The organism is Telluria mixta, from assembly GCF_029223865.1.
In the GTDB taxonomy this organism is placed as follows: Bacteria; Pseudomonadota; Gammaproteobacteria; order Burkholderiales; family Burkholderiaceae_D; genus Telluria; species Telluria mixta.
This window is the reverse complement of sequence record NZ_CP119520.1, coordinates 7,231,065-7,250,186: the sequence shown is the minus strand read 5'-3', so window position 1 is coordinate 7,250,186 and position 19,122 is coordinate 7,231,065. Positions and strand designations below refer to the sequence as shown.

Genomic DNA, 19,122 nt, shown 5'->3' with positions numbered 1-19,122 from the left:
TCACGAGGGCGGCTTGGGCTGCGCGGCGCGCCGCGGTCCGCCGGCGACAGGTTTTGGCGGCAGCGGCGGCGGTGGATTCGCGCGCCAGTGGCGGTAGATGCGCAGGGCGACGTGGGCGTCGTCGGCCGCGTACAGGATCTGCTTGTCGGACAGGCGCGGCAAGGCCCAGTTGGTCGTCGTGATCTTGCGCGACTTCTGCAGGCGCTTGCCGAAGAAGCGCGCGACGGCCGTCTTTGCGCCCAGCGCGTTGCGTTCGCCGCGGCGCAGGGCGGTGGACAGGTCCAGCACGTTGCACGTCTCGATGCCGAGTTTGGCACGCAGGCGGCGCAGGTCGTCGCCGAGGCCGAAGCCGACTTTTAATATCGACGGCGATTCCAGCACGGCGCGCAGCACGTCGACGCCTGGCGGAATGTCAGGGACGGCATCCGGCGCGCGCGGCTTGAGCGTGCCGATCTGGAACAGATAGGCGTGCTGGTCGGTGGCGAGCTGGACGAGGTGCGGCCCCGTCGATTGCTCGCCCTTCTGGAACGTGGGCTTGGATTCGGTGTCGAAGCCGATGACGTCGGACGCCAGCAGCGCGGCCAGCGCGCCGTCCGCATCCTGGCGCGTGCGCACGAGGCGCACGTCGGCCAGGGTGATGCCTTCGTAAGGGGGGAGGGCGTCCTCGGCCTCGCTCATCCGTGCTGCCGGATCAGCGTTTCGCGAACTTGGAGGCCAGCTGCTGCAGCTTTTCCTGGCGCTTGCGGTCGGCTTCCACCTGCGCGGCGGCATCGCGTTCGGCCTTCTTGCGCTCGGCTTCTTTCTTGAAGCGTTCCTGCAGGAGTTCCTTGGCGTGCTGGCGGTGGGTGTCCGTCACCTCGGCGCCCGGATTGCCGTCGAGGTCGTAGCGCACGGTGGCTTTTTCCATTGCGCGCAGGTAGCGCATCGAGCCCGTGTGGATGCCCAGGGCGGCGCGCATCGTCTTGCGGTTCAGGTCGGGCAGGCGGGCCAGCACCTGCTTGTCGATGCCGATCGCCAGCGGCAGGCAGTCGCGGAAGGCCTTGAACTGTTGTTGCAGCTGCTTGAGCAGGGCGCGGGGCGACTGGGCGGCTTCCGGGGCCGCAGCCGGCGCGTCATTCGCAGGCGCGTCGGGCGTGGCGTGGGTGGCGTTTTCGGTGGCCTCGGGGAGCTCGGCGACAGGACTCATCGTATTCATTGACTTCATGGTAAGAACGGGAAGCGGAAGGATAGCATGGCCGCGCCGCGCGCGTGCCGCTCAGCCATGTAACGGATCGTTTTATTGACCAGATGACTGTAATTTCACGCATGTGCAGCGGCGCGCGGGCGAGAAATCGTGTATGATCCGCCCCTTTCCTTGCGCGCGGTTTGCGCCGACGCATCCAGGGTCGGGAAGAGGAAAAGGAAATATGCGTCTGAGTGATATCCATTATCGGATATTTCAATTATCGCTAAACATTTCCTTAAGGCATAATGCCTCTGTCTCCTCTATTTCTCCTCTGGAAAATAGATTCAAGCCCGTTGTCTGACGGGCTTTTTTTCGTTCCGACATGCTAACCCGCGATTTCGACCACGTTCCGTTCCGCTTGAACCCACTGTGCACGCGCGCCGCAGCCCATCCCGGCTGTCCGGGGCGCCCGCCGGGCAGCGGCAGGAGTGCTTGATATCCGGGCCTTCGTCCCTAGCTAGGGCCTTCCCCCTCATCCCCGCCCACAAGGACCGCATCGCGGACCCGGTGGGTTATTGACTTCGCAGGCACTGCGCCACGCCTCGACTGGAGAAAGTTTATGAAAAACACCGCCAAGACCCTGACACTGACAGCGAAGAAAGCGCCGGCCAAGAGCACGGCCCAGCTGTCGGTGCCGAAGACCGCGACCTCGTATTTCCTCGAAACGGAAGCGGCAGCCAAGGTGACGGTGGTGAAGACGCGTTCGCGCCTGGCGTCGCTGAAGGCAGTGCAGGCCGAGGAAGCGTCGCGTCTGCAGCCGGAGCAGTTCGACGAGGCCGCCGACGCGGGTGAAGCGCAGGCCGAGGCCGTCGCCGCCGACGTGCAGGCAGCGGACAACGTCGCCGAAGTCGCCGAACCCGTCGCCGAACCCGTCATTGCCCCGGTCGCCGCCGTGGCCTTCGACGAAGCGGACGACGCGATCCCGACGCCGACCGCGCCCGCCGCGCCGCCGGTGATCGTCAAGAAGCGCGTCTCGCGCCTGGCCGCGCTGAAAGCCGACGCCGCACCCGAAGCTGCCCCGGCCGCACCGGAACCGGTCGCCGCCGCACCGGCAGTGCCGGCAGCCGTTCTTGCGGCCGCCGCTGAGCCGGCCGCCCGCGTCGTGCGCACCCGCACCGCGCGCCGCATCGAGCCGTCCGTCGCGACGACGTCCACCCAGCCGACCGGCACCGTCAGCACGACGACGGACGCCGCCACGCTGGCCGCGATCGACACGTCCGGCTACCTGCTGCCGCAGGTGAAAGTGCCGGGCCGCCGCGGCCGCAAGCCGAGCGAATTCGTGCCGGAGAACGACGAGATCGCGGCGCTGAACGCCGTCGAGCGCGCCGAACTGAAGGCCGCGTCGAAACTGCGTGAGCGCAAGGCCAAGGGCGGTGCCTCCCTGTTCGGCGCGGCGGAAGGCTTCTCGGCCGAGGAATTGGAAAAGCGCCGCCAGCAGCTGAAGAACCTGATCAACATGGGCAAGGAGCGCGGCTACCTGACCCATGCGGAGATCAACGACCATCTGCCGGAAAACATCATCGATCCGGAAGCGATCGAAGGCATCATCGCGACGTTCAACGACATGGGCATCGCCGTCTACGAGCGCGCGCCGGAAGCGGAAATGATGCTGCTGTCGGACGCGGTCGTCACGGCGACCTCCGAGGACGAAGTCGAAGCCGCGGCCGCGACCGCACTGTCGACCGTCGACTCCGACTTCGGCCGCACGACCGATCCGGTCCGCATGTACATGCGCGAAATGGGTGCCGTGTCGCTGCTGACGCGCGAAGGCGAGATCGCCATCGCCAAGCGCATCGAGGACGGCCTGAAGGACATGGTGCAGGCGATCTCCGCGTGCCCGGTGACGATCTCCGAGATCATCGCGCTGTCGCACAAGATCGCCAAGGACGAGCTGAAGATCGATGACGTCGTGGACGGCCTGATCGACCACAACGAGGGCGCCCCCGCCACCGCGCCGGTGACCAGCGCGAGCGACGAGGACGAGGACGAGGAAGAAGAAGACGTCGAGGAAGAGGAAGACGAGGGCGGTGCCGGCGGCAGCGCAGCGGCGGGCTACTCGGCCGAGCAACTGGCCGCGCTGAAAAAGGGCGCGCTGGACAAGTTCTCGATCATCGAGAAGCAGTTCGACAAGATGGGCCACGCGTTCAAGACGCAGGGCTACGGCTCGCCGGCCTACACGGCGGCTCAGGAAGTGATCTCGTCGGAACTGCTGGGCATCCGCTTCACGGCCAAGGTCGTGGAAAAGCTGTGCGACACCTTGCGCCACCAGATGGACGAAGTGCGCGCCATCGAACGTTCCGTGCTCGATATCTGCGTGAACCGCTGCGGCATGCCGCGCGCCCACTTCATCAAGGTCTTCCCGGGCAACGAGACGGACCTGGAATGGGTGCAGCGCGAAGTCGACTGCGCGTATCCGTACAGCGCCGTGCTGAAACGTAACGCCCCGGCGATCCTGGAACTGCAGCAGCGCATGATCGACCTGCAGGCGCGCGTGGCGCTGCCGCTGGCGGACCTGCGCACCATCAACCGCCAGATGGCGGCCGGCGAAAAGCGCGCCCGCACGGCGAAGCGCGAAATGACCGTGGCCAACCTGCGTCTCGTGATCTCGATCGCGAAGAAGTACATCAACCGCGGCCTGCAATTCCTGGACCTGATCCAGGAAGGCAACATCGGCCTGCTGAAGGCTGTCGATAAATTCGAGTACCGTCGCGGCTATAAATTCTCGACGTACGCGACGTGGTGGATCCGCCAGGCGATCACGCGTTCGATCGCCGACATGGCCCGCACGATCCGCGTGCCGGTGCACATGATCGAGACGATCAACAAGATGAACCGTATCTCGCGCCAGATCATGCAGGAAACGGGCACCGAGCCGGACATGGCGACCCTGGCGACGAAGATGGAGATGCCGGAATCGAAGGTCCGCGAGATCATGAAGATCGCGAAGGAACCGATCTCGATGGAAACCCCGATGGGCGAGGACGGCGATTCGCAGCTGGGCGACTTCATCGAGGACAACGCGACCCTGGCCCCGCTGGACGCCGCGATGCATGCGTCGATGCGCAACGTGATCAAGGAAGTGCTGGACTCGCTGACCCCGCGCGAAGCGAAGGTCCTGCGCATGCGCTACGGCGTCGAGATGTCGAACGACCACACGCTGGAAGAAGTGGGCAAGCAGTTCGACGTGACCCGCGAGCGTATCCGCCAGATCGAAGCGAAGGCGATGAGCAAGCTGCGCCAGCCGTCGCGTTCGGACAAGCTCAAGACGTTCCTGCAGAACCAGTAAGACGTACCGGCATGATGCAACGCCGCGCCGCCCGCGAGGGTCGCGCGGCGTTTTTATTACTATTTGGATAGGAAGTGGCTTGGCGCGCGTCCAGCCGGAGCCATCCTTGGCATACTGTCGGCAACCGTATTCATCAATATTTTCCGATGCCTACCCGCCACTTTTCATGCGCCTGCCTGCTGGCCGGCATCCTTGCCCTCCCGGCCGCGCGCGCCGCCGACGATGACATCATCAACCCCGATCGCCCCGACGTCGCCGAGTCCAGCCAGGTGGTGGGCGCGCACCGCGTGCAGCTCGAAGCCGGCCTGCAATGGGACCGTCAGCGCGACCCGGATGCCCATGTGCGCACCCTGACGATGCCCACGATGCTGCGCATCGGCTTGTCGCCCACGCTGGAATTGCGGCTGGAGACGGAAGGCCGCACGATCGCGCATGCGAGCAACCCGGACACGGGCGTGCACACGGTGGACGCCGGCTGGGCGGAGAGCGCCGCGAGCGTCAAATGGCATGTCGTCGACCAGGACGGCATGCGCCCGTCCGTCGGCCTGATCGCGGGCGTCGCGCTGCCGACAGGCAGCCGCGCACTGCGCGGGACGGGTTTCCGGCCTTCGTTGATGCTGCCGGCCGATTGGGACCTCGGCCATGACTGGTCGCTGAGCGTGATGCCGGGCGTGGGGCGCGACAGCGATGAAGGCAATAGCGGCGCCGGCGCGCACTACACGTACGGCGTGTTCGCCGCGGCGCTGGGCAAGGCGTTCAGCGAGCGCTTGCGCGGTTTCGTCGAAGTGGCCGCCCCACGGATCGCGCGCGCGGCGCACGGCGGCACGCAGGCGGTGGCCGATGCCGGCGTGTCGTGGCTCGTGAACCGCGATTGCATGCTCGATGCGATGGTCGTGCATGGGTTGAACCGGAATACGCCGGACCTGAGCCTGGCGTTCGGCATATCGGTCCGGCGCTGAACGACAGCGTCGCCCCGCTGGAAACGGGGCGACGCCGACACGGCGTCAGCCCGTGTTGCGCAGGCCCGCGGCGACCCCGTTGATCGACAGGTGAATCCCCCGATGCACCCGCTCATCGACCTTCTGCTCGGCCGACAGCGACCGATGCCTTTGGATCAGCTCGACCTGCAGGTGGTTCAACGGATCGAGATAGGCAAAGCGGTTCTGGATCGAGCGCGCCAGCAGCGGGTTGTTCACGAGGCGTTCGTCCGTACCGGTGACGAGCGCCAGGCAGCGCAGCGTTTCCGCATACTCGGCCGAGATGCGCTTGAAGATGCGCTCGCGCAGTTCGGCATCCGGTACCAGTTCCGCGTAGCGCGACGCGAGCGCGAGGTCGGTCTTGGCCAGCACCATGTCCATGTTCGACAGCAGCGTGGCGAAGAACGGCCAGTGCTGGCCCATCTCGCGCAGCAGCGCCAGGCGTTCGTCGCGGTTGCCCTCGGCGAGCCAGCCAGAGACCGCCGCGCCGAAGCCGAACCACCCCGGCAGCAGCAGGCGGCACTGCCCCCACGAGAAGCCCCAGGGGATCGCGCGCAAGTCTTCGATGCGGCGCGTCGACTTGCGTGACGCGGGGCGAGAGCCGAGGTTCAGTTCCGCGATCTCGGCGATCGGCGTGGCGGCGAAGAAGTAGTCCGTGAAGCCCGGCGTTTCGTACACGAGGTCGCGGTAGGCCTTGTACGCGCGCTGCGACAGCTCGGCCATCACGGGCTCGAAGCGGGACAGGCGCTCGATCTGATCGCGGTCGGCATCGTGCGGCATCAGGCCCGCTTCCAGCGTCGCGGCGACGAGCAGTTCCAGGTTGCGACGGCCGATTTCCGGATTGCTGAACTTGGACGAGATGATCTCGCCCTGTTCCGTCAGGCGGATCTGGCCGTTCACGGTGCCCGGCGGCTGCGCGAGGATCGCGTCGTAGCTCGGGCCGCCGCCGCGGCCCACCGTGCCGCCGCGGCCGTGGAACAGGCGCAGCTTGACGTTCGCGTCCGCGAACACCTTCACCAGCTTCAGCTCCGCCTGGTACAGCTCCCAGTTCGACGTCAGGAAGCCGCCATCCTTGTTCGAGTCCGAATAGCCCAGCATGACTTCCTGCAGGCGGCCCTGGTGCTCGATGACGTCGGCCACGATCGGCAGCGCCATCCACGTGTTCATGATCTCGGCCGCGCGCTGCAGGTCGGGGATGGTCTCGAACAGCGGGATCACCATCGCGTCGCTCTTCTTCTCGCTGGGGCGGAAGAGTCCCGTTTCCTTTTGCAGCAGCAGGACTTCCAGCAGGTCGGACACCTCCTCCGTGTGCGAGATGATGTAGTTGCGGATCGCGCGCGTGCCGTAGCGCTTGCGGATCTCGCGCGCCGTGCGCAGGATCTGCAGTTCGGAATTCGTGACGTCCGAATAGCTTTCGTACGGCGTGTACAGCAGGCGCGGCTGCGCCAGTTCGTCCAGCAGCAGTTTTACCTTGGCGGCTTCGCCCAACGCGGCGTAATCGCTTTCCACGCCGGCGCGCGCGAACAGCTCGGCCAGCACTTTCTCGTGCACGTCGGAGCTCTGGCGCATGTCGAGCGAGGCGAGGTGGAAGCCGAAGATGCGCGCGGCGCGTACGAGGCCGTTCAGGCGCGGCACGGCGAGGATGGCACCGTGGTTCTCGTTCAGCGAATCGACGAGCACCTGCAGCTCGGCGCGGAATTCGGATGCATTGCGGTAGGCGTCCGCATGGCCCACTTCCTTGCGCAGGATGTTGGTGGCGCCCAGCTCGCGCGCCGTCGACGCGAGACGCGCGTAGACGCCGATCAGCGCGCGGCGGTACGGTTCGTCGCTGCGGTGCGGAGAATGGTCGGGCGAGGCGTCGGCCAGCGCCAGCAGCGCGGGGCTCGCGGCCACGAGCAGGGTGGACGGCGACAGCTCCGCGCCCAGCGCGTGCACTTCGTCGAGATAGAAATCGAAGATGGTCGTGGAATGGCGCACGAGCGCGCGCTGCATCGTCGCGGCGTTGACGTTCGGGTTGCCGTCGCGGTCGCCGCCGATCCAGCTGCCCATCTGCATGTACGCCGCGTCGTCGAGGCCGTGGGCCGCCGCGCCGTACTGCGCCGCGATCTCTTCCTCGACGTCGTCGTACACGGCCGGCAGTTCGCGCAGGAACGTGGTGCGGTAGTAGGACAGGGCGTTTTCGATTTCGTCCGCCACCGTCAGTTTTTCGTAGCGCAGCATGCGCGTCTGCCACAACGTCGCGATACGGGCCTGCAGCAGCTGCAGGTTGCGCGCGCGTTCCTTCGGCGTCAGCGGCAGGTCACGCTCGGCCAGCAGGCGCGCGATGTCGTGCTCGGCGTCGAGCGTCGATTTGCGCTGCACTTCGGTCGGGTGCGCCGTCAGCACGGGCGCGATCAGCGCGTCGCGGAGGAAGCCTTCGACCGTATCCTGCGCGACGCCGGCGTCCTTCAGGCGGGTGAGGGCGTAGGCGACGCTGGACGGCTGCGGCTTCGAGCCGGCCAGCAGGTGGGCGCGGCGGCGGCGGATGTGGTGCTGGTCTTCCGCGATGTTGGCCAGGTGCGAGAAGTACGAGAAGGCGCGCACGACGGAGTTCGTCTCTTCGCGCGACAGTGTCGACAGCAGTGTCTTGAGTTCCGAGCCGGCTTCCTGGTCGTCTTCGCGACGGAAGCGCACGGCGGTCTGGCGGATCGTTTCGACGAGGTCGAACACGGCTTCGCCTTCCTGGTCGCGCAGCACGTCGCCGAGGAGGCGGCCGAGCAGGCGGATGTCTTCTTTCAGCGGCGCGTCCTTGTCGACATTGCCGGGCGGTTGGGAGTTGAGTGCAGCAGGATTGTCCATATCGACCATGGTTGAATTGTTGAAACTACAGATACAACGAAATCGGTATTACAAAAGTGCTCCTGCGCGGCGCGGTGGCGGTTCGCCATGGCCTGCGGGTGGGCCCATGCTAGAATTTGTGGTCTCAGCATGGGCTAGTGAAAGAAACCGTTTTGAACTCCAACGACACGACGCAGCACGTTCCCGCGCAACTGATTATCGCATCGCGCGAAAGCCGGCTGGCCATGTGGCAGGCCACGCATGTGCGCGACCGGCTCGCAGCATTATATCCGCAGTGCCAAATCGACATTCTCGGCATGACCACGCGCGGCGACCAGATTCTCGACAAGACGCTGTCGAAGGTGGGCGGCAAGGGCCTGTTCGTGAAAGAGCTGGAAGTGGCGATGGCCGACGGCCGCGCCCACCTGGCCGTGCACTCCCTCAAGGACGTGCCGATGGAATTGCCGGAAGGCTTTGAGTTGGCCGCCATCCTCGAACGCGAAGACCCGCGCGACGCCTTCGTCTCCAACGATTTCGACAGCCTGGCCGCGTTGCCGGCCGGCAGCATCGTCGGCACGAGCAGCCTGCGCCGCCAGGCCCTGATCGCCGCGCGCTACCCGCAACTCGTGATCAAGCCGCTGCGCGGCAACCTCGACACGCGCCTGGGCAAGCTCGACCGTGGCGACTACGCCGCCATCATCCTCGCCGCCGCCGGCCTCAAGCGCCTGGGTCTCACGCGCCGCATCCGCGCCTACCTGTCGACGGAAGACAGCCTGCCGGCCGCAGGCCAAGGGGCGATGGCGATCGAGATCCTGTCCGGCAATGCCGCCGGCTTCGACGTCCGCGCGCTGCTGGCGCCGCTGAACCACACGCACACGGCGCAGGCCGTGCAGGCCGAACGTAAAGTCTCGCAAGTGTTCGGCGGCAGCTGCCAGATCCCGCTGGCGGCGCACGCGACCGTCGACGGCGACACCCTGCACCTGCGCGCCATGGTCGCCACGCCGGATGGCCGCCGCAGCGCCTTCGCGGACGCCAGCGGCCCGGCCGCGTTGCCGGAAGCCGTGGGCGAGCAGGTGGCGCAGAAGCTGGCTGCGCAGGATGCCGCCGGGATCCTGGCCGAGTGCAAGGCGACCGCCGCGGGCGATGCCTGACGCGGTCGTCATCACCCGTCCGCGCCAGCAGGCCGAGCCGCTGGCCCGCGCGGTGGCGGCACTCGGCCGCACACCGCTGATCTTGCCATTGCTGGAAATTTCTCCGCTGACGGACGAGGCCCCGCTGCGCGCTGCGCTCGCCCGATTGCGCGATTACGCGCTGGTGGCGTTCGTGTCGCCGAACGCGGTCGATGCCGCGTTCGCTCATATCGAACAATGGCCGCCCGAGGTGGCGCTCGCCGTCGTGGGCGAGGGCAGCCGCGCCGCGCTGGCCCGGTACGGCATTGCCGGCGACGATTATCGCGTGTACGTGCCGGTCGACCCGGCCCGCAGCGATTCCGAACACCTGCTGCAGGCGCTCGACCTGGCCGCGCTGGCGGGCCGCAAGGTGCTCGTCGTGCGCGGCGAGACGGGCCGCGAAGTGTTGCCGGATGCCTTGCGCGCGGCCGGCGTCGATGTCGAGACCGTGGCCGCCTACCGCCGCGCCGTCCCCGGCCTGACGCCGGACCTCGCTGCGTCGTTACGCGCCTTGCTGGCAGGCCCGAACGACTGGATAATCACGAGCTCGGAAGCCCTGCGGGGTCTGGCCGGCCTCGTCGGGCAGCTTGACGGTGGGGCAAGTGTGGCAAATCTGCAACGGCAGCGCCTGATCGTTCCGCATGCCCGCATCGCGGAAACGGCCTCTGCACTCGGTTTCACCGCTGTGACGCTCACGGGGTCCGGCGACGAGCGGCTGCTTGCCGCGTTACAATCACGAGCATGAACGAATTGCCCAACAATCCAGAAAAACCAAACATGGGCGGTCCGGTCGTTCCGCCGGAAAGCTATGTGACGCCGGCGCCGGCGGGCCCGGGCGAGCCCCGCGTTCCCGAAGGTACCAGGGTCGGCGGGCTACTGCAGAAGCCGCAGAATGTCGCCATCCTCGCGCTGGCCGTCCTGCTCGCCCTCCAGACGTGGTCCACGCACAGCCGATTCAACAAGCTGCGCGAGGATGTCGCGCGAACACTCCAAAAGGACAATGCCTCGAACGCCGAGACGGCGCAGGCCGTGCGCGAGATCCGGGAAACGGCCAAGGATCTGCAGGTCAAGGTCGGCGTCCTGGAAAACCGCCAGACCGAGGCGCAGAGCCAGCAGGCCGCGCTCGAGCAGATGTACCAGGACATCTCGAAGAACCGCGACGAATGGGCGCTCTCGGAGATCGAGCAGGTGCTGTCCACCGCGAGCCAGCAGCTGCAGCTGGCCGGCAACGTGCAGGGCGCGCTGATCGCGCTGCAGAACGCCGACCGCTCCCTGTCGCGCTCCGACAAGCCGCAATTCATCACGATCCGCCGCGCCATTGCGCGCGACATCGAAAAGCTGAAGGCGCTGCCGTCCGTCGACCAGCCCGGCATCGCGCTGCGCCTCGACAACGTCATCTCGCAGATCGACAACCTGCCGCTGCTGTCCGACGAAAAGCCGGCCGAGCCGATCGCGCCGTCACGCGTGAACTCGACGCCTGTGGCCGGTAAAACGGCGGCGCCGGCCGACCGGACGCTGGGCCAGCGCATGTTGGAAACGTGGCGCAACTGGAGCCACGAGATGTGGGACGACATCCGGCAACTGATCCGCGTGCGCACGGTCGACAATCCGGATGCGCTGATGCTGTCGCCGAGCGAATCGTATTTCGTGCGCGAAAACCTCAAGCTGCGCCTGCTGAACGCGCGCCTGGCGCTGCTGTCGCGCAACGAAGGCACGTTCCGCGACGACCTGAATACCGCACAGCAGCAGCTCGTGAAGTACTTCGACACGAAGGCACGCTCGACGCAAGCCGCGCAGGCCTTGCTGCGCCAGGTCCAGGCCAACAACGTCACCATCGACGTGCCCGACTTGTCGGAGAGCCTGAACGCCGTGCGCAATTACAAATCGAAGCCGTGAAGCGGGCCTGAACGATGCGTTTATTACTCTGGTTAGTCGCCTTGATGGCCGCGGCCATCGGCATCGCCGTGACCGCGCGCTTCAATCCCGGCAACGTCGTCTTTTTCTACCCGCCGCACCGGATCGACCTGTCGCTGAACCTGTTCGTCGTGCTGGCGTTCCTGCTGTTCCTGCTGCTGTACGGGCTGGTGCGCGCCGTGCGTGCCACCCTGGGCATGCCCGAGCGCGTGGCGCAGTACCGCTACCGCAAGCGTGAACGCGAAGCGAACCGCGGCCTGCGCGAAGCGTTGAAAGCCTTGTTCGAAGGCCGTTTCGGCCATGCCGAGAAGGCCGCCATGCGCGCCGCCGACCTGCCCGAGAACGCCGGCCTCGCCGCGCTGATCGGCGCCCGTGCCGCGCACCGCATGCGCGAACCGGCACGCCGCGACGCCTGGCTCGCCGGCATCGTGCACGACCAGTCCCTCAAGACGGCGCGCCTGATGACGGTCACGGAACTGCTCGTCGACGACCACAAGCCGGAAGGCGCGCTGGAAGCCGTCGCGGAACTGAACGCCAGCGGCCAGCGCCACATCCACGCGCTGCAATGGGCCATGAAGGCCAACCAGCAGGCGCGCAACTGGCCCGAGGTGCTGCGTCTCGTGCGCATCCTGGACAAGCGCAACGCCTTGCATCCCGCGCTGTCCGCGCGCCTGCGCGAGCTGGCGTACGACGCGCTGCTGTCCGAAGGCGGCCACGACGCGGAGTCGATCCGCCGCGTGTGGAGCACCGTCCCGGCCGGCGACCGCGTGAAACCGTACATCGCGGCCCGCGCCGCGGCCGCCCTGAATGCGCGCGGCCTGCACGACGAGGCCCGCGGCATCGTCGAGGATGCCCTGAAGGCCGGCTGGGACGAGCGCGTCGTGCGCGCCTACCGCGAGGCGGCCGGTCCGGAAGGCTCGGCCACGCTGCTGGCGCAGATCGAAAATTGCGAGACCTGGCTGCGGGCGCATCCGAACGATCCGGAACTGGAATTGACCCTGGGTTCCCTGTGCCTGCGCCAGAAACTGTGGGGCAAGGCGCAGCGCTACCTGGAGCAGGCGCTGTCCGACGCCACCGAGCCGCACATGGTGCGCGACGCCCACCTGAAACTGGCGCAGCTGCACGAGGCCCTGGGCCAGCGCGAAGACGCCGACCGGCACTACCGCCTGTGCGCGCTGGCGACGGTGCTGTGACCGTCACGCGCGCTTTGCTTCCCGCTTGCCGCGCACGATGATCACGGCCATGTGACCCGGCGTCCCGATATTGTTCGCGACCGGGACGGCCGGCGTCGCCCGGGCATCCGGCAGGCGGTCGATGACGATGGATCCGGCGCCGACGATCGCCAGCGTGGTGATGAAGATGGCTTCCATGTGTTTCTGGATGTTCATGCTGTTCCCCTCGGGTTGGTGAGTGCGCGAAGCGGCTGCCCGGCTATGTCCATACAGCAGAAGGCGTGCCAACCCCGCGGCAAGGGGAGACGACGGGCTGTAGTGGCCTGCCGAGTCGGTGCGGTGCCAACAACCCGCTCACGTGTGTGGGGCGCGGACCAACAGGCGGCTTTTCGGTGCCCCTGCGACCTTGTGCGGCGCACAAGCCCAAGGCGATTCGTTATAATCGACCTTTTATTGTTTCCCCAGCAACCAAGGACTATCCATGAGCCTGAATAACGTCAACGCCGGCCGCGATGTGCCGAACGACTTCAACGTCGTCATCGAAATCCCGATGAACGCCGACCCGATCAAGTACGAAGTGGACAAGGAATCCGGCGCGATCTTCGTCGACCGCTTCATGGGTACCGCCATGCACTATCCGTGCAACTACGGCTACATCCCGAACACGATCGCCGACGACGGCGACCCGTGCGACGTGCTGGTGATCACGCCGTTCGCGCTGATCCCGGGCGTCGTCGTGCGTTGCCGCGCACTGGGCGTGCTGAAGATGACGGACGAAGCCGGCGGCGACTCGAAGATCCTGGCCGTGCCGGTCGAAAAAATCCTGCCGATCTACTCGCACCTGCAAAAGGTCGAAGACGTCCAGGAACTGACCCTGCGCCAGATCCAGCACTTCTTCGAGCACTACAAGGACCTGGAAAAGGGCAAGTGGGTCAAGGTCGAAGGCTGGGAAGGCCCGGACGCGGCCAAGGAAGAGATCCTGGCCGGCGTGAAAAACCACGAGTCCAAGGCAGAGTAAGCCCCGTGCGGGCGCGCCGCCCGCATGCATCGGATGTTGACCGGTCGCCTGCGGGCGGCCGGTTTCATTTTTTGCTCACCATTCATTCATGACGACCTCCACCCTGATACCCCGCGTCGACCATACCTGGCCGCTGCACGTCTCCATCTCGGCCGACGGCCGCTACATCGTCTTCGCCAATTACTTCGCGCTGGAGCAGGCCAATCTCGTGGCCGAGGGAACGCTCGACGTGTTCCGCGTGGATACGCAGACCGGACAGCTCCAGATGGTCAGCGGGCCGCACGGCCCCGGCCTGTCGGGCGCCGACATGCCCACGATCTCGGCCGACGGCATGCGCGTGGCCTACCGCAGCTGGGTCTACAACGCGGACGGCACGGGCCAGACCGGCGTCGCCGTCAAGGACCTGGCCACAGGCGCGACGGTGCAGTTGGCGGGTTCGGCGCCAGTTTACTACGACAGCCTGAGCATGTCGGGCGATGGGCGTCTCGTCGCGTACTCGCTGCGGCCAGGCGACAGCGATTTCACACCCAGGAGCATCGTCGTGCAGGACGTCCAGACGAAGCAGGTCGTGATCCGGCTGGACAACCAGGCCAACGTCCACCAGGTGCAGTTGTCCGGCGACGGCAAGTCGCTGTTGGTCGGCGACGACGGGCTGCGCGTCGTGAACCTGGCGAACGGCACGAGCCAGGTCCTTGCCGATGCGCACGACGACGCCGGCCACACGACGGCAGCCATCTCCGCCGACGGGCGCTACGTGCTGTACGCGGCGGATGCCGGCACGGACATCGCGCTCGTGCGCAAGGACATGCTGACCGGGGACGTGAAGGTGGTGCAGCAGGTGTCGGGGACGTACTGGGATCCGAACTACCACCACGATCTGATGTCGCCGGATGGCCGGTTCGTCGCCTTCAGCGCCGACCCGGTCAGTCATCAATATTCCCTGGGCAGTACGGCGACGGCACTGGTGATGGACATGGAAACGGGCGGCGTCACCCAGCCGGTGGCACCCGGCGGCCAAGCGTGGCCCGAGGCGCTGGGCAACGGCACGATCGTGTACCAGGTGCCCAGCGTCGTGCATCCGGAATACATCACGGAAGGGACGCTGAAGATGGCGACCATCGCAGCGGGCGCTGTGCTCACCGGTGGCGCGGGCGCGGATGTGCTGGCGGGCACCGACAGCGCGGATAAGCTGTCCGGCCAGGGCGGCAACGACCGCCTGACGGGCGGCGCGGGCAACGACGTGATCGATGGCGGCACGGGCGTGGACACGGCCGTCTACGCGGCCCGCCACGACGCCTACGCGATCTCGGCAGGAGCCGACGGCACGTGGACCGTACAGGCCAGGGCCGGCAGCGACGGCACCGACCGGCTGGCGGGTGTCGAACGCCTTCATTTCGCCGACGTCGACGTCGCGCTGGACATCGCCGGCACGGCCGGCCAGGCCTACCGCATCTTCCAGGCGGCCTTCGCGCGTGCGCCCGACGAGGGCGGCCTCGGCTTCTGGATGGCGATGATGGACAAGGGCGTGTCGCTGAACGCGGTGGCCCAGGGCTTCGTCGATTCGGCCGAGTTCGCCGACCGGTATGGCGCAAAGCCGACCCATCGCGAACTCGTCGAAAAATTCTACGAGAACATCCTGCATCGCCCCGGCGAGGCCGCCGGCATCGACTGGTGGACCGGTCAGCTGGACAAGAAGCTCAGCACCGTCGCCGAGGCGCTGGCCGGCTTCAGCGAAAGCCACGAAAACCAGGCGGCGCTCGTCGGGGTGCTGGCCAACGGCATCGAGTACAAGCCCTACGGTTGAGTTCACCACCCGATGTCGCGCAGCAGCGGATACGTCAGGTCGCGCGGCGGCGTGACCTCGTGCGGCAGGTCGGTGTTGATCGCCGGCTCCATCAGCTGGTTCGGCTTGGCCTCCGTCGTGTAGTGTGACACGGTCGAGCCCGGCGAGTACGCGGTCGGCGTGTACATCAGGATGCGGCCCGCGTTGTCCGTGCCGGCCAGCCGCGTCGTGTCGAGGCCGAGGCTGGCCACGACGCCCGACTGCGTGCGCGAGCGGCGCTGCAGCGCTGCCTTCAGCCGGATGCCGTCGGCCTGCGTGACGCGCACGGACGGGATCGTAATGCCCGCATCGTTGCCGCTCATGCCGGCGACGTCGCCCGGCTGGTTGTCCGCCACGACCATGCCCAGCGCGCCGGCCGCCTGCACGTTGCGCGCCTTGGTGACGAAGTCGCACGTGCCGCGGTCCACGAGGGCGATATTGCCGCGCACGGCGAGGCTGTTCACCGCGTTCAGCGGATCGCAGGCCAGGCCGGTGCCGGCGGGCTGGTCGACGACGGGCATCAGCTGGCCGGCGACGGGCGGATTGGACAGCGGCGGGCCGAACGCCGCATCGCCCACCGCGTAGTTGCCCGCGGCCGTGCCGGCGGCGGTGCCGCCGACACCCAGGTTCGAGACCGGGACCAGCACCTGCGGCACGGCGGCCGTCACGATGGGCCCGTTCCAGGACAGCCCGCGCCACGTCACGGCCGACGCGGCGCGCTCGGCGTCCGTCATTTCCACCCACAGCTTGCCGGTGCGGTTGTCCAGCAGGTAGTAATCCCAGATCGACGGCATGCCTTGTATCTCGGCGCCCGTCTCGTGGTTCGTGAACGTCTGGAAGCCGAGCCCGTGCGCGAATTCGTGCAGCAGGACCGTGACGAGATCGATCTGCTCGCCGAAGTTGTTGTCGAGGCCGAGGTAGAAGCCGGAGCCGGGCAGGCAGTCGGGGAACAGGCCGAGGCGCGCGTTGAAATGGGCGATGATGTGCGGCTCGCCCGGCGACGAGATGTCCTGGCCCGCGAGCTTGCTGGCCAGCGCGCCCGGATACCACGTCCCGGCGCGCGGCGCGTTCGGGAAGTCGTTCCAGATCTCGTTGGCGCCGGCCGAGCCGAGGACGGCGCTCGTTGCCGTGCAGGCCAGCGGCACGAACGACGCGCCGATGCGGATCGGCACGCTGCTCGTGAGCGTCGCGCCCCAGATGTCGGCCGCGCGCTGGAACGCATTCAGGCGCTGCTGGCCGAGCGTGGTGCCGGTGTTGCCGCCGACGGGCGCGACCGGGGTCGGGTCGTTGAAGCCCGTGCCGGGCTCGTTCTGGTTCACGATCACGATGGTGGCCGCGGCCCGTGCCGGGGCGGCCGCGCCGAAGGTAAACGCACAGGCGGCGGCGATGCAGGCGAGGGCACCGGCTGCCCGTTGCAGGCGCGACGTATCAGCGGCTCTCATGCTTCGACTCCCCGTGGTTGTGATCGAGGTCCTCGCCCTGCACGCATTCGTGCGTCAGCTTGCCGTCGGGCCCGCGCGTGACGACGTCGTAGACCATGCCTTTTTCGCCGAGGCGCACGCCGCGCGAGCCGTCGCCGCGGGTGATCGTGGCAGGCGTGCGGGGCGCGGCGAGGCCGGCGGTGGCGGGTGTTTTCGCGCGCAATTCCTTCAACTCGTCGGCCGTCGGCGCCCGCAATTGACCGGTCTGCGGGTCGCGCACGACGACCATGCCTTCCTGGCCGGCGGCCTTGGCGTGTATCGAAAAGGCGGCCAGCACGCACAGGGCGGCCAGCGTGCCGATGGTGAGCAGTTTTTCCTTGGACATGGCTTCCTCCCGTTCAAAGGTGCGGCCGGCGGCGCAGCAGGGTGATCATGCCCAGGCCCAGCGCCAGCATCATCCAGTGGGCCGGCTCCGGCACCGCCGTTACGACCGAGACCGTATCGAGGCCGACATAGTTCAGGGTATCGGCCGGACCCAGGTAGCGGAATGCGAAGCGGCCGTTGCCGCTGTTCGTGACAGTGGCCGTGAATTGCTGCCAGTCCGTCGGGTAGCCGGCCGTGCCGCCGACCGTCGTCAGCAGGGTCGTGAAGTCGGCCATGTCGGTGCCGGTGCCTGCCGCGTAGCGTACTTCGAGCAGGTCGTTGAAGCCGGGCTGCGTGTCGTGCCGCGTATAAAAGTTCAGCACGGTGGTGCCGGACAGGTCGAGCACCGGCGTGATGAGCCAGTTGTCGACGCTGCCGCTGCCGTTCGCGGCGCTGAGGAAGTTCACGGCCGCATAGGCGCCGGGCGCGCCGGACTGGGCCGGGAACAGCGCCGGGTTGCCTTGGAACCAGGCGTCGCCGGCCGGGACGCTGCGGTTGACCTGCGCCCATCCGGCGAGGCCGGCCACGTCGTCGAATCCTTCGTTGAGCACTTCGACCCCGGCCGCGCGCGCGGTCGTCGCGCCCACTGCGGCCAGCGACAGCGCGGCTGTCGCCAGCAAGGTTTTTACGGGTTTCATGGACGCCCTTTCACGGAATATGAATGGGCTCATCTTATGAGTCGGATGACAACGACTCTTGATTTTCAGCTAACGAACCGGCTGGACAAGACCAGGGTATCGACGGGCGGGCCGCGACGGGGCGCGAGACGGGACCGGAGGGCAGCGACGGCCCTCCGGCGGATGAACATCAGCGTGCGAGGCGGCGCAGACGCAGCTTGCCGACGATGCCGATCGGGAAGAAGTAGATGGAGAGGATGAACAGCACGCCGAGCCACAGCATCCAGCGGTCCGGATGCAGCGCGGCGGCCAGCAGCGGGATGCCGGACAGCATCTCGGATGCCTGGCCCATCAGCGTCTTGAGATAGTTCTGCGCAAGGATGAACAGGGTCGCGCCCACGACGGCGCCATACATCGTGCCCATGCCGCCGATGACGACGATGAGCAGGATGTCCGTCATGACTTCGAAGCCGAGGCTCGTCTTCGGGCCCACGTAGCGCAGCCACAAGGCCATCAGCGCGCCCGCCAGCGCGGCGACGACGGCGCCCAGCACGTTGGCCCAGATGCGGTAGACGACCGTGCGGTAGCCGAGCGCCTCGGCGCGGAATTCGTTCTCGCGGATCGCCTGCAGCACGCGGCCGAACGGCGAGTTCACGAGCCGCAGCAGGAACAGGAACAGCACGAGGCAGCCCGCGAACACGAGGTAATACGTGATCAGCTTGCCGTCGACGCTGCGCCCGAACACCTCGTTCTCCATCAGCGTGAAGCCCGGCGACAGGACGTCCGGCACGCTGAACGTGCGGCCGTCCTCGCCGCCCGTGAAGTCGGACAGCTGCGACGCGAGCACGGAGAACGACGACGCGACGGCCAGCGTGATCATCGCGTAGAAGATGGCGCGCACGCGCAGGGCGAACAGGCCGATGACGAAGGCCAGCACGACGGTCAATGCCAGCGCGCCGGCGAGCCCCGTGACGATGGCGCCCCACGTCGGCTCGTCCACGCTCGACAATGCGATGCCGACGCCGTACGCGCCGATGCCGTAGAACATCGTGTGGGCGAACGACACGATGCCCGTATAGCCCAGCAGCAGGTCGTACGAGGCGACGAGCACGATGTAGACGCAGATCGTGGCCGCCGTGTTCAGCGGGCGCGCACCGGAAAAGAGGAACGGCGCGAACAGCAGGCCGAGCAGGATGACGACGAGGAGGGCGGTCAGCGCGCGGCTGCGCGGCAGGTCGCCGGAAAGAAGCTTGATCAGCAT

16 protein-coding genes are annotated in these 19,122 nt (G+C 67.3%); 8 read left to right on the top strand and 8 right to left on the bottom strand.

Features of this window, described 5'->3' with window-relative positions; genetic code table 11:
* On the bottom strand, window positions 1-678 hold the full coding sequence (locus P0M04_RS31845) for a 3'-5' exonuclease (RefSeq protein WP_259452499.1): 678 nt from the start codon (window positions 676-678) through the stop codon (window positions 1-3).
* 13 nt (window positions 679-691) lie between these two features.
* Window positions 692-1,195 (bottom strand): ProQ/FINO family protein, encoded by a 504-nt coding sequence (locus tag P0M04_RS31840; RefSeq protein ID WP_371877393.1) that lies wholly within the window; start codon window positions 1,193-1,195, stop codon window positions 692-694.
* Between the two features lie 589 nt (window positions 1,196-1,784).
* Here P0M04_RS31840 and rpoD point away from each other — a divergent pair.
* Window positions 1,785-4,511, top strand: coding sequence for an RNA polymerase sigma factor RpoD (gene rpoD, locus P0M04_RS31835; protein ID WP_259452501.1), 2,727 nt, complete (start codon window positions 1,785-1,787; stop codon window positions 4,509-4,511).
* A 146-nt stretch (window positions 4,512-4,657) separates the two neighbouring features.
* Window positions 4,658-5,470: a transporter gene (locus P0M04_RS31830; RefSeq protein WP_259452502.1), complete on the top strand. Its 813-nt coding sequence runs from the start codon at window positions 4,658-4,660 to the stop codon at window positions 5,468-5,470.
* Window positions 5,471-5,515: 45 nt separating this feature from the next.
* On the opposite strand, the gene ppc is transcribed toward P0M04_RS31830, so the two are convergent.
* Window positions 5,516-8,326, bottom strand: a complete 2,811-nt coding sequence (gene ppc / locus P0M04_RS31825; protein WP_259452578.1) for a phosphoenolpyruvate carboxylase — start codon at window positions 8,324-8,326, stop codon at window positions 5,516-5,518.
* Window positions 8,327-8,550: 224 nt separating this feature from the next.
* Here ppc and hemC point away from each other — a divergent pair, with 224 nt between their 5' ends.
* From hemC to P0M04_RS31805, 4 genes are read left to right on the top strand one after another with little or no spacing between them, the layout of a single operon-like run.
* On the top strand, window positions 8,551-9,456 hold the full coding sequence (gene hemC, locus P0M04_RS31820; RefSeq protein ID WP_281042467.1) for a hydroxymethylbilane synthase: 906 nt from the start codon (window positions 8,551-8,553) through the stop codon (window positions 9,454-9,456).
* Window positions 9,449-10,219 (top strand): uroporphyrinogen-III synthase, encoded by a 771-nt coding sequence (locus P0M04_RS31815; RefSeq protein ID WP_259452504.1) that lies wholly within the window; start codon window positions 9,449-9,451, stop codon window positions 10,217-10,219. Before hemC ends, P0M04_RS31815 begins: the two co-directional genes overlap by 8 nt.
* Entirely contained in the window at window positions 10,216-11,370 is a 1,155-nt protein-coding gene (locus P0M04_RS31810) for a uroporphyrinogen-III C-methyltransferase (protein WP_259452505.1), read from the top strand. The genes P0M04_RS31815 and P0M04_RS31810 overlap by 4 nt, the downstream gene beginning before the upstream one ends.
* Before the next feature lie 44 nt (window positions 11,371-11,414).
* The gene (locus P0M04_RS31805) at window positions 11,415-12,581 is read left to right on the top strand and encodes a heme biosynthesis protein HemY (RefSeq protein ID WP_281042233.1); all 1,167 of its coding nucleotides are present in this window, start codon (window positions 11,415-11,417) and stop codon (window positions 12,579-12,581) included.
* Between the two features lie 3 nt (window positions 12,582-12,584).
* On the opposite strand, the gene P0M04_RS31800 is transcribed toward P0M04_RS31805, so the two are convergent.
* Window positions 12,585-12,776: a hypothetical protein gene (locus P0M04_RS31800; RefSeq protein ID WP_259452507.1), complete on the bottom strand. Its 192-nt coding sequence runs from the start codon at window positions 12,774-12,776 to the stop codon at window positions 12,585-12,587.
* 265 nt (window positions 12,777-13,041) lie between these two features.
* Between P0M04_RS31800 and ppa the strand changes: the two genes are divergently transcribed.
* A complete protein-coding gene (gene ppa / locus P0M04_RS31795; RefSeq protein ID WP_259452508.1) occupies window positions 13,042-13,578 on the top strand; it encodes an inorganic diphosphatase in 537 nt (178 codons plus the stop codon).
* Window positions 13,579-13,666: 88 nt separating this feature from the next.
* A complete protein-coding gene (locus P0M04_RS31790; protein ID WP_259452509.1) occupies window positions 13,667-15,382 on the top strand; it encodes a DUF4214 domain-containing protein in 1,716 nt (571 codons plus the stop codon).
* A gap of 2 nt (window positions 15,383-15,384) precedes the next feature.
* On the opposite strand, the gene P0M04_RS31785 is transcribed toward P0M04_RS31790, so the two are convergent.
* The 4 genes from P0M04_RS31785 to P0M04_RS31770 all read right to left on the bottom strand — a co-directional run bounded on the left by P0M04_RS31785 (window position 15,385) and on the right by P0M04_RS31770 (window position 19,122).
* Window positions 15,385-16,842: a PA domain-containing protein gene (locus P0M04_RS31785; protein WP_259452510.1), complete on the bottom strand. Its 1,458-nt coding sequence runs from the start codon at window positions 16,840-16,842 to the stop codon at window positions 15,385-15,387.
* A complete protein-coding gene (locus tag P0M04_RS31780; protein WP_259452511.1) occupies window positions 16,829-17,206 on the bottom strand; it encodes a post-PEP-CTERM-1 domain-containing protein in 378 nt (125 codons plus the stop codon). Before P0M04_RS31780 ends, P0M04_RS31785 begins: the two co-directional genes overlap by 14 nt.
* A 13-nt stretch (window positions 17,207-17,219) precedes the next feature.
* Entirely contained in the window at window positions 17,220-17,882 is a 663-nt protein-coding gene (locus tag P0M04_RS31775; protein WP_259452512.1) for a choice-of-anchor J family PEP-CTERM protein, read from the bottom strand.
* Between the two features lie 169 nt (window positions 17,883-18,051).
* Window positions 18,052-19,122, bottom strand: a complete 1,071-nt coding sequence (locus tag P0M04_RS31770; RefSeq protein WP_259452513.1) for a branched-chain amino acid ABC transporter permease — start codon at window positions 19,120-19,122, stop codon at window positions 18,052-18,054.